This is a genomic window from Anabaena sp. CS-542/02 (genome assembly GCF_028331085.1).
Taxonomy (GTDB): domain Bacteria; phylum Cyanobacteriota; class Cyanobacteriia; order Cyanobacteriales; family Nostocaceae; genus Anabaenopsis; species Anabaenopsis arnoldii.
The window spans coordinates 19962-31301 of the sequence record NZ_JAQMTM010000006.1 but is presented as its reverse complement, the minus strand read 5'-3'; the positions used below and the strand labels follow the sequence as shown (position 1 = coordinate 31301).

The following is an 11340-nucleotide window of genomic DNA, read 5'->3' as shown; positions in this document are numbered from 1 at the left end:
TATAAAATCTTCCTTGTCCACTTTCCTTCCTTGTCTTCCTAGTCTTGCCTTCACAGATCATATTAAAAACCTACCCTTGCAAGGAGAGGGTGGGGTCAAGCAATAGTTGATACACTAATCATGACTTGACAAACATCCTCTTACCGCTCGAGAACTGATCTTTTTTCTCCCTTTCCTCTGTGAGTCTGTGGTTAGTTACTCAAAAATCCAGTAATGCTAGAGTTACATAAAAATAAGAATTTCACCGGTAAATCCTCAAAACCTCAAGAACTAATCACCCTCAGAAATACACCCTATATTATCTTATCTCATGACTAAAACTATTGTTACCGGAGCCGCCGGATTCATCGGTTCTCATCTTGTAGAAACTCTGTTAAATCAAGGACAGCAAGTCATTGGAGTTGACGAGTTCAATGATTACTACAGTCCCGAACTGAAGCGGAAGAACATCGCCAGTTTCCAAAATCATCCCGCATTTACTTTAATTGAGAAAGATATTCAGGTTTTAGATTGGCAGATACTCCTAGAAGATGTAGATATAGTTTACCATCAAGCTGCCCAAGCGGGGGTGCGAGCAAGTTGGGGTCAGGGTTTTCGTGCTTACACCGAGCGCAACATTAATGCCACACAGATTATACTGGAAGCGGCAAAAGATAGTAAGCACCTGAAAAGATTAGTTTTGGCTTCTACTTCTAGTATTTATGGCGATGCTGAAACCTTACCTACCCATGAGGGAATTTGTCCCCAGCCGGTTTCACCTTATGGTATTACTAAACTCGCCGCCGAGAGATTGTGTGGACTGTATCACAAAAACTTTGGTGTTCCCTATGTCTCACTGCGTTATTTTACAGTTTACGGACCTAGACAGCGCCCAGATATGGCATTTCATAAGTTCTTCAAAGCAGTAATTGAGGATCAGCCTATTCCTATTTACGGTGATGGAAAACAAACACGTGATTTTACTTATATCAGTGACGCTGTTGCTGCTAATTTAGCTGCCGCTACTGTACCAGAAGCTGTGGGGGAAATATTGAATATTGGTGGTGGTAGTAGGGTAGTATTGACAGATGTTTTAGATACAATGGCAGAAATTGTCGGTCAACCAATTAAAAGAAATCACATTGAAAAGGCGATGGGGGATGCACGCCACACGGCGGCTGATGTATCTAAAGCCAGAAACATTCTCGGTTATCTACCCCAAGTATCCTTGAGAGAGGGTTTGTCTCAAGAATGGCAGTTTATTCAATCTTTGTATAGCTGTTGACGCGTCCCCTTTACCCCTATGAAAATAATTTAGCATTTTTATTATACCAAGTAAATTTGGCAACTCGCTTATGTCCCCTGGGGTTTACTCCAGAAGTAGCGGATACTATAACTCAGAGTTTGTACAGAGGAATAAAGTTTTCTCTATCCTGAGTGCTTACGCAACTGTTACTCCGAACCTTAGTATCTATCTACTCTGATATCTTAGGGGTGGTTTTTTGCCAAAATTTTAGTTATGGGATAACATTACACTATACAATGTGAATTTAAACAAGTATAAATGATTGGCGTTGTAGAGTCATAGATAAATTATGCCATCTTATCAAGAGGACCAAGACGAGATTAATCTAGCACAGTATTGGCTAACTATCAAAAGACGGTGGTTGCCCACAGTCACCATAGCCGCCTCTGTATTTGGTCTCACAGCTTTTTATACTTTTAGTCAAAAGCCCATTTATGAAGCCGAAGGTAAACTGATTTTTGATAAACAAAGTAGTGCGTCTTTGACAGGTGTCAGTGAGCGGCTCGGAGAACTCAGTGGTGTAGGAAGCACATCCAACCCTTTAGACACCCAGGCCGAAATTATACGCTCTCACCCCCTGATTCAAAAAACCATTGATACCTTGCAGCTGAAGAATAAGGATGGGGAACCCTTAGACATCAGTGGTTTTATTGGTAACCTCAAGGTTCAAAGTATTCGGGGAACTGATATTATGCAGTTGTCTTACCGTGATACTAGTCCTGAGCAAGCCCGGGCGATCGTCAATCAATTGATGTACGCTTATCTAGATAATAATGTCTTGACCAACCGTTCTCAAGCTACAGCCGCCCGGAAATTTCTCATGGAGGAATTACCCAAGGTGGAGTCACAAGTTGCGTCTGCGGAATTAGCACTACGTCTGTTTAAAGAAAAATACGAAATTGTCGCTTTAGAAGAAGAAGCTAAACAAGGAGTTGAAAGACTCTATGAAATATCTAACCAGATTACTCTACTACGGGCGAGGTTGGTAGATGCTAACAGTCGTTCTGGTGCTTTGCAAAATCAATTGGCACTGAGTACACAGCAAGCTGTGTCCCTGAGCAGTCTGAGTCAGTCAAGAGCAGTACAACAAGTGCTATCAGAATACCAGAAGATTCAAGACCAGTTAGCGGTGGAAAGGTCAAGGTTAACCGATCAACATCCCACAGTTGTTAATTTATTAGAGAAAGAACAAGCTTTGAGGGCACAGTTGGAAGGAAGAGTTAGTCAAACTCTGGGTAGTTCACAACCGATCGCAGAGCAAGATTTACAAATGGGACAACTCAAACAAACCCTAACTGCTAATTTGGTGCAAGTAGAAGTAGAACGGCTGGGTTTGGAGAATCAAGTTAATGTATTGAACCAGGCTTTTACTGCTGATGGAGATCGTCTCAGAACCTTACCCAAACTAGAACAACAACAACTACAGCTACAACGACGGCTACAAGTGTCACGAGGCATTTATGAACAAATGCTGACTAGATTACAAGAAGTGCAAGTTGTGGAAAATCAGAATGTCGGTAATGCCAGGATTGTTTCTGAGGCTTTATTACCGGATAAATTCGTTTCCCCTCGTATTCAATTGAATTTGGCACTGGGGGGATTTTTAGGGGTTGTCTTAGCTTTTGGCTCGGCTTTATTCCTGGATGCTATAGACAAGTCTGTAAAAACAGCCGAGGAAGCCGAACAACTGCTCGGCTATCCTTTGTTGGGTGCCATTCCTCAGTTAGACCGTCAAGAGGGGACAACGGAATTACCATTACTGGATAACCCCTATTCGGGAGTGAATTCCGCTTTTGAAATGCTGCAAATCAACCTTGGTTTTACTCTTTCTGACAAGGAACTCAAGGTGATTGTGGTTAGTAGTTGTTTACCAACAGAGGGTAAATCTTTTATCGCAGCTAATTTGGCATTGGCTAGCGCTCAGATGGGAAGGCGAGTGCTATTAATTGACGCAGATATGCGTCGCCCCCGTCAACATGAGGTGTGGAAAAAACGTAACTTGATGGGTTTAAGTGATATTTTGGCGGGGCAGGCTTATTTCGCGCAAACTTCCCAGGAAATGTCGGTAAATCTGGAATTGCTAACTGCTGGTACAATACCCCCTAACCCGGCTGCACTATTAGATTCCCAGCGGATGGAGGAGTTAGTAAAACAAGCAGCCCAAGATTATGATTTTGTAATTATTGATACTCCACCTTTGAGATTCATTGCCGATGCCACAATTATCGCGAAAATAGCAGATGGAATCTTGTTAGTTTCTCGTCCTGGTGTGGTTGACTCTGATGCTATCAGGACGACAAAGGCATTGTTAGTAAATTCACAGTTGCCAGTGTTGGGTATGGTAGTTAATGGTATATCTAGTAATAGCAGTTATTACTACAACAATTATTACCATTATTCTCACTATAATCATTCCAGAAATGCCACCAGGAAGAGAGATAAGATTCAGTCACAATTAAAAGCAATTACGGGGAAATGGTTAGATAAGGATTGACATCCTCTTCCTGCTAACCCTTACGGCTGTAAGAAAGATTCCAAAGATCACTTCTTAGGCTTTCTCTTCCCACGACTCGACTTACTTAAAGAGATTTCTCCACCCAAGCAGAGGTCAATATCTCCAGAGACTTGATATGTGCGTGTGTCCCACATTACGTAGTCCGAATCTCAGGATGTTTCGTGTAGCATTACCATCCCAATATCGAGTGTTTTCACACAGTAGTCAACACCGCAGCCAAAAACTTTTTATGTGCTTTTTTATAGTACTAAACTACTATTTTTTGGCGAATCGCAATGTGCCAGTTGCGTAAGTTCTATTTCTTTCAAATTCGTCTATACTTTCCCATCTTATGACATAAAAAACAGTAAGTATGATACCCTAAATTCGGTAGTATCTACTGAAGAGTTAAGCTCTCGATCATCTCATTGATCTGAGTCCCTCTAAACGTAACCTTCCGAGTTCAACTGTAATTTAGCTGAGGAGGTCGAATTGCACAAAAGATGTGAGCGGAATCGGAAACGTTCAAAACGTAGGGCTATTTATTGTCCTATCCATGGCTGTTATTTGGATAGCGTGAGTCAAAAATATAAACTTTTCGCCGATAAAGCAGAACAATTACAGGAACGGGGCTTAAGTCGGCGAGCCGCATTATTGTCCATCGCCAATTACACAGCAGTTACCATACAAGGAGAGTGGTTAGAGGCTTTTTGGTGTGAACACTGTCAGGAGAAAAACTGGTATTATGTGCGTCAGTTGAATAATGGTAGGTATGATATTTCTTTGGCACCCAAGGAACTCTGGCAACAGGTGACAGGAGTAATTGATCCTGAAGGGAATCCTTCGGTGGGTGAGTTTACGCGGATAAATGCTAAACAGTTGAGTTGTCATGCTGTGAATTCTTTCTATTCCTTATAAGGAGGAAGGCACGCTGAAAATTCTTAGAGGATGCTTGATAAGTTTTCAACAGGTAATTTTCATCTTATGGAACACACCGAACACACCGAACACACCGAACACACCGAACACACAAAAAACAATAAAATCCAGTCCCCTCCCCTTACAAGGGGAGGGTTACGGAGGGGTGAAACAATAGTTGATACACTAATCATGACTTGACAAACATCCTCTTAGCGATCGCCTAAATCACAAAATCACATTATGACAGTTGTACAAGGCCATTCCCTGCCAATCTGACCGCGCATTACGTAGCAAAAGCTACCATAAGATTTCCTGTTCAGAAAAAATATTATTTAATATGTTGCAATAAGTGGAAATATGGTAAATTCCTATGGGTAAACGTTATAAACTTAACTATACAGGTGTTAATTGCCCATAAATCTAGTGAAACCTTAACTTTCTGTTAGGTTGTCCAGTAGGAATTGACAAATATGATATATAAACATAATGTAAAGTGTAAGCAGTAAATATTTATATTTTAATGGGTAAATTTTAAGAGCTAGTCCTAAGCTGATTATTTTCTAGACAAACCTTTACTTATGGAGTTGGGCTTCGACGGTTATATTAATCTCAGTCCCTCCAAACGTAACCTTCCCAGTTAAAGTTTGATTTAGCTGATTAGGTCGAATTGCAGGAAAAGTGTAACAAAAAAAAGTGCGGATTGCCGTTAGGCAGTTAGGGTTTTATACAGGTTGGCTACCATCATCTTAGGGAAAAGGGAACAGGGAACGGGGAAAAGGGAACAGGGAACGAAGAATTCCTAGATTTTAGGAATGTACAACAGTTACAAACTTGGTTAGAACAGCTTTCCTCAAGTAGTGGTAATTTATGATGACCTTCTGCAGCAAAGGTCGATCTGCTTCTTGCAGCAGCGCTTCGCGATCGCCATTAAGTATGATTCAAATCTCAGATTACATAGAATAAACATACAGGACTGAGAACCACAATTTCAGGATCAGAACAAGAAACTGAGTTAAATTCACCTCGACTAAACACAAAAACCAGGGAGCCAGGGAATTCATTCCCTGGCTAAAAGCTGAAGTCGGTTGAAGTTTGGCAACTATTAGGAGAGTTACTCCAAGCCCAAAAAGAAACCGATCGCAAATTCCAAGAAACCGATCGCCTGCAAAAAGAAAATGCTCGGCAAATCAGAGAATTAGGTAAACAGATTGGCGGGTTAGGGGCTAAATTTGGCAGTTTCACCGAAGGGTTAGCTCTCCCTTCCATGGAAACCATCTTGCGCCAACAATTTGGTATGGAAATTATCAGCCCCAGTGTGAGGGTGAGCAAAGGTGGGGAACACCTAGAAATAGACGTACTGCAATATACTAATGGGGACATCAACAGGGCGATAGTTGTGGAAGTCAAAAGCCACGCCAGGGAAGAATCCATTACTCAGTTAGTCAACCTGCTATCGAGGTTCCGCCATTTCTTTCCTGAACATCAGAATAAACAAGTATATGGAATCCTGGCGGCGGTGGATATGTCTGTCCAAGTGCGAGAAAAGGCATTGCAAGCAGGATTGTATGTGGCTCGGATTCAGGATGAGGTGTTTGAACTGGATACACCCCCCAGTTTTAACCCCCGGGTTTGGTAGAAGCACTCGCAATTATAGCAACCGCCAAGGTGGTTAGGACATAAACAGAAGATAAAACCACTGAAATTCAAGCGTTTCAAGGCTTCCCCCAGCTATATATTACGGTTTGGTTAACTCAGTCTGAGAATTAGCTGATGTTTACACACCCAGTAGGTGGAAATATCTGGGTAATTGGTTGGAGAAAACGGCAATATGAAAGTAAAGGTATAGTAATGTCAGCGATCGCCTAACTGTGTGTATTTATAGGTGTATAATTAGAGCGATCGCCCCCCGTATTGGGTACACTCACACCAGTCGGTTTTTAACCGACTTAAGCTTTGAGACTCTTAATCCATTCCCCGGCTCCCCCGGTGCGGATAACTTGCAGCGCGATCGCCTCTGGTGTTGGGTACACCCAAACAAACCAGTCGGTTTTTAACCGAGTTAAGCTATTAGGCTCTTAATTTATTCCCTGGCTCCGGTGTAAAATATATAGTGAAAGTTGTTACCCTTGAAGCTGAAAATCAAGACTATGAAATCTGAAGGGGCTTCACGATACGAAGAGGATTTTTATGGCTGGACTCAGTGGCAAGTACAAGCACTAGCACAAAGGCAAGTATCAGAATTAGATTGGCAAAACTTACAGGCTGAGTTAGAAGGGTTGGGAAGACAGGAATACCGAGAATTAGTCAGTCGTCTTACTGTCTTGTTAGGTCATCCGCTCAAGTGGGAATATCAGCCAGAAAACCGTTGTCGCAGTTGGTTTCTGCCTATCAGAGAACAACGCCGAGCAATCAACCGCCATTTTCGTCGCAATCCTAGCTTAAAGTCTTCCATGGCTGAGGCTGTAGAGGATGGTTTTGCAGCGGGGGTGGATTTAGCTCTACGAGAAACCAACTTATCCTTGAGAACTTTTCCGGAAAAATGTCCCTACAGGTTTAAAGAAGCGATCGCAGATAGTTTTCTTTGTGATACTAGCCACGATTGGCAATAAGTATGCTGATTCCCTGTATTTATGATATAAGTGTTAAATGTATGGAATATTATTTGAACCCAGCCTCACCCCTTTTTAAGAGGGTTGGGGGGATCAATCAGTGTCATTGATGACAATAAAAAACTTTTGAAACAACCTCTAAAGAGGACATAGGGTGAGGTGACTGTTAACAGGCGATCGCTTTGTCTGTTGGGTGTGTTGGGTGTGTTCGGTGTGTTCCCTAAGATAGTTAAGAAAATCGCTGTATAATAGGTAGTATTGCACCAAATTAGCGAAAATATGTTAGATAAGACCATTATTCTGGAAGTATCTCAAGAGGAAGATGGCGGCTTTGTTGCTGAAGGTTTAACAGAGGACATTTTTACCCAGGGTGACACATGGGAAGAACTCAAGGAAAACGTCATTGAAGCAGTTAAAGGTTACTACTTTGATCAACCATCATTACCCAACGTCAAATTACACTTAATCAAGGATGAGTTGATCCTAATGAAATGATCTAGGAGAAAATCATGATCTCTATTTGGGAAAAATCAAGTAAAAAATATATATGAACAATAACAGCAAACTTTACAATTACACCGTCATTCTCGAAAGGGAAGAGGATGGAGGATATCATGCTTTTTGTCCTATTCTCAAAGGCTGTCATTCTCAAGGAGAGACTTTTGAAGAAACAATTGACAATATTACAGAAGCTATTGAATTATATCTTGAAAGTTTAAAAGCAGATAGTCAACCTATACCTAAAGAGGATTTAATTTTTAAATCATTGACCATTTTAGGATGAGCAACTTTCCTACAGTCACAGCGAAAGAATTTATTAAGGTTATTGAAAAACTAGGATTTTATCTTGATCGGCAAAAAGGTAGTCATGGCATTTACAAGAATATTAACGGTAGGAGAGTCGTGGTTCCCGTTCATTCAGGACAAAATCTAAAGCAAGGTACTCTCATGGGTATGATTCAAGATATTGGCATTGACAAAGAAATTTTCTTTGAATTGTTACGGAAATAATATACAAAAATAATATATAAAAATCGGCGTTGTATAGTTTAGGGATTAACCCGGAGGACATAGGGTTAGGTGACTGTTAACGGGCGATCACTCAACCATGTGTATGATAAGCGATCGCTTTTAGTCCTCCTCACAGCCCAAGTATTTAAGCAAATCCGCACAGCAAAAAAATCAATATTACCACAGAATACCATCATAGTCTAGCTAAAAGGGAAATGAAAGCTAACTTACAGGCGCTCATGGGCTTCTGAGACATGGGAAATTATGGGACTTCGCCATTTGTTGGATGTTATATAAACATTGAAAAATAGTATGCTTATTCCCTGCATTTCTGATCTCAAGGTTTAAAAAGAGGATACTGTCAAAAAAAATACCAAATAATTTAGGAAAAGAAATGTCTAAAAATACTGGCAGTAAAAAGAGACATAAGCACAGTCAAAGATTAATTGCTGAATTACGGCAATTGTGGGGTTACCTGAGCCGTCGCCGTCAGGTGCAGTTGGGGGCTTTGCTACTGCTGATGCTGCTGTCTTCTGTGAGTGAGATGGTTAGTGTGGGGGCAATTTTTCCCTTTCTGGGAGCCTTGACTAATGCACAGATGCTGTTGAATGCTCCCCATCTCCAACCAGTATTAAACTTATTGCAGATTCAGACCCCAACCCAACTAGTGAGGGCCTTAGCTGTGGGGTTTATTGTCGCCGCAGTGTTGGCTAATGGGCTGCGGTTGCTGACCCTGCATGTGCGGTTGCGCTTGGCTGCAGCGGTGGGTTCTGATATCAGTAGCCAAGTTTATCACACTACCCTGCGACAGCCCTACAGTTTCCATGTGCAGCACAACAGTAGCGATTTGATGCAGACAGTAACTGGGGATACCACGCTTCTGACTAGTAATATCTTGATACCATTGGTGGCGTTTTTGACGGATGCCCTGGTTATACCTGCTTTAATGGGGACGCTATTATTCATTGATGGCAACATTGCCCTCTGGACAGGGGTAATTTTGGGGGGAGCCTACACAGTGATTTATCGCACCCGGCAACGCTTACTCAAGCGTAATAGCAAAATTATCGCTGAATCGGGGCAACGGAAAATCAAGGTAGTGCAGGAGGGGATTGGCGGGATTCGGGATGTGTTATTGGGACATTCCCAAGAATTTTTCGAGAGGGTGTATCTGGGGGCGGAGGCTGCTTTCAAGCAAGCTACAGCGACTAATTTGATTATTTCCCAGTCCCCCAGATATCTCATAGAGGCTTTGGCATTGTCTGCGATCGCCCTTTTAGCACTGAGTTTAGGTCAAAATGGGGATTTTAGCCAGGCTGTGCCAGTATTAGGTAGCCTAGCCCTGGGGGCGAAACGGTTACTACCGGCTATGCAAGAGGCTTTTGCATCTGTGGCAAAAATTCAGGGGTCGCGGGCGGCGTTAAGGCGGGTGTTAGTGGCCTTAGAACGACCCATTGAGCCACTGCTGGGAACGACTGTTTCCAGTCCCTTGGGGTTGGAACAGGAACTACGGTTTGAGGGGGTATGGTTTGGTTATCACCAGGAAACACCCTGGGTATTGCGTGATTTTCACCTGAAGATTGCCGCCAAGACCACAGTAGGGTTTGTGGGGAGTACCGGAAGTGGGAAAAGTACCACAGCAGATTTAATTTTGGGACTCTTACAACCAAATAAAGGCACAATTTGGGTAGATGGGTTAGCTTTACAAGGTGAGCGGTTACGCCAATGGCAACAGAGTATTGCCCATGTACCCCAGCAGATTTTTCTGAGTGATGGCACTATTGCGGAGAATATTGCTTTTGGGATTCCTCAAGACCAGATTGATTTTGATCAAGTGGGAAAGGCGGCGCGGTTGGCTCAGATTGATGAATTTATAGAGGGATTACCAGCTAAATATCATACCTACGTAGGAGAGCGGGGAATTCGGCTGAGTGGGGGTCAAAGGCAGCGCATAGGCATTGCCCGGGCGCTGTACCGCAATGCCTCGGTGATTGTGTTTGATGAGGCGACGAGTGCTTTGGATAATGCCACGGAAAAGGAAGTGATGGCGGCTATTGAGGGGTTGAGTCATCAGTTGACGGTAATTTTAATTGCCCACCGCTTGAGTACCGTGGAGCGGTGTGATTTGGTGGTGGAGTTAAGTCAGGGGCGAGTGGTGGCTCAGGGGAGTTATCGGGAGTTGATCGCGCAATCGAATAGTTTTCAAAGGATGGCAGGAATGAGTTAACTAAAATTCTATAGGACTAATATTTGAATTTTGAAATAGTCTTCCAGCTTTTTGATTTTAGAACACTTCTGATGAGGATATCATGCTAAAAAAAATAATTAAGTATGCAATAGAAATGACTGGATATACAGTAGTAGCAAAAAGAGCCAATAAAAGAGCCAATAAAACTGACTCATTCAAGCATAACACACCGGAAAATATGGATACCTTGTTTTCTAGTAATACCTTCCTTACTAAATATCGTAGTAAGCATAGGAATAAGCTTTATGAATATATAAGCTCAAAAGTCAATAAAGACTACGCTAATCTGAATTAGCTTAAAATCGCGGATTTTGGATGTGGACCTGGGCTATTTCTGGAATACATAGCGAATGAATACCCCCAAGCGAAGTTATTTGGATTTGAATATTCTTCAGTAGCATTAGAGATTGCCAGATCAAATTGTCCAAACGCTTTTCTGGCTCAACATGATTTGACACGACCGATTGAGAAAGACTTAGAGTTTGATTTTATTGTCTGTTCTCAAACTCTTGAACACGTGCATTTTCCAAACCTTGCTCTGGCTAATATATTTGCTGCATCCTCGGAAAATGGACGAATAGTTATAACTGTTCCAGATGGACGAGTTGATACTTATGAGGGACATTTTAACTTCTGGAGTCCAGAAAGCTTTGAGATTTGGATACGAGATCATTTGCCTGGACAAGCAATGGTTGAATTTGATGTACTTCCTAGAGGTTCTGGATTTGATTACTTGATAGCCATAATTGATATGCCATTGGTAGATCAATAG

Annotated in this window: 12 protein-coding genes and 1 pseudogene; 12 read left to right on the top strand and 1 reads right to left on the bottom strand. The window is 42.0% G+C overall.

The window, feature by feature from the left end; all coding sequences use genetic code 11:
• The first annotated feature begins 310 nt into the window (after nucleotides 1-310).
• The 10 genes and pseudogenes from PN447_RS00500 to PN447_RS00455 all read left to right on the top strand — a co-directional run bounded on the left by PN447_RS00500 (nucleotide 311) and on the right by PN447_RS00455 (nucleotide 8320).
• Nucleotides 311-1264, top strand: a complete 954-nt coding sequence (locus PN447_RS00500; protein ID WP_271760021.1) for an NAD-dependent epimerase/dehydratase family protein — start codon at nucleotides 311-313, stop codon at nucleotides 1262-1264.
• Between the two features lie 310 nt (nucleotides 1265-1574).
• A complete protein-coding gene (locus PN447_RS00495; protein ID WP_271760020.1) occupies nucleotides 1575-3779 on the top strand; it encodes a GumC family protein in 2205 nt (734 codons plus the stop codon).
• A gap of 492 nt (nucleotides 3780-4271) precedes the next feature.
• Complete coding sequence (locus PN447_RS00490) at nucleotides 4272-4697, top strand: hypothetical protein (protein WP_271760019.1); 426 nt, start codon at nucleotides 4272-4274, stop codon at nucleotides 4695-4697.
• A 1078-nt stretch (nucleotides 4698-5775) separates the two neighbouring features.
• Nucleotides 5776-5943 (top strand): annotated as a pseudogene (locus tag PN447_RS18660) (hypothetical protein); the annotation flags it as partial.
• Nucleotides 5944-5964: 21 nt separating this feature from the next.
• Nucleotides 5965-6336, top strand: a complete 372-nt coding sequence (locus tag PN447_RS00480) for a hypothetical protein (protein ID WP_271760017.1) — start codon at nucleotides 5965-5967, stop codon at nucleotides 6334-6336.
• A 232-nt stretch (nucleotides 6337-6568) separates the two neighbouring features.
• Nucleotides 6569-6754 (top strand): hypothetical protein, encoded by a 186-nt coding sequence (locus tag PN447_RS00475; RefSeq protein WP_271760016.1) that lies wholly within the window; start codon nucleotides 6569-6571, stop codon nucleotides 6752-6754.
• Between the two features lie 93 nt (nucleotides 6755-6847).
• Nucleotides 6848-7309 (top strand): DUF29 domain-containing protein, encoded by a 462-nt coding sequence (locus PN447_RS00470; RefSeq protein ID WP_271760015.1) that lies wholly within the window; start codon nucleotides 6848-6850, stop codon nucleotides 7307-7309.
• 279 nt (nucleotides 7310-7588) lie between these two features.
• Nucleotides 7589-7804: a type II toxin-antitoxin system HicB family antitoxin gene (locus PN447_RS00465; protein ID WP_271760014.1), complete on the top strand. Its 216-nt coding sequence runs from the start codon at nucleotides 7589-7591 to the stop codon at nucleotides 7802-7804.
• A gap of 52 nt (nucleotides 7805-7856) precedes the next feature.
• A complete protein-coding gene (locus PN447_RS00460; protein ID WP_271760013.1) occupies nucleotides 7857-8093 on the top strand; it encodes a type II toxin-antitoxin system HicB family antitoxin in 237 nt (78 codons plus the stop codon).
• Nucleotides 8090-8320, top strand: a complete 231-nt coding sequence (locus tag PN447_RS00455; RefSeq protein ID WP_271760012.1) for a type II toxin-antitoxin system HicA family toxin — start codon at nucleotides 8090-8092, stop codon at nucleotides 8318-8320. Before PN447_RS00460 ends, PN447_RS00455 begins: the two co-directional genes overlap by 4 nt.
• Nucleotides 8321-8385: 65 nt before the next feature.
• Here the strand turns inward: PN447_RS00455 and PN447_RS00450 are convergent, their stop codons facing one another.
• Complete coding sequence (locus tag PN447_RS00450) at nucleotides 8386-8517, bottom strand: hypothetical protein (RefSeq protein WP_271760011.1); 132 nt, start codon at nucleotides 8515-8517, stop codon at nucleotides 8386-8388.
• 197 nt (nucleotides 8518-8714) lie between these two features.
• Between PN447_RS00450 and PN447_RS00445 the strand changes: the two genes are divergently transcribed.
• Complete coding sequence (locus PN447_RS00445; protein ID WP_271760010.1) at nucleotides 8715-10547, top strand: ABC transporter ATP-binding protein; 1833 nt, start codon at nucleotides 8715-8717, stop codon at nucleotides 10545-10547.
• A gap of 322 nt (nucleotides 10548-10869) precedes the next feature.
• Complete coding sequence (locus PN447_RS00440; protein WP_271760023.1) at nucleotides 10870-11340, top strand: class I SAM-dependent methyltransferase; 471 nt, start codon at nucleotides 10870-10872, stop codon at nucleotides 11338-11340.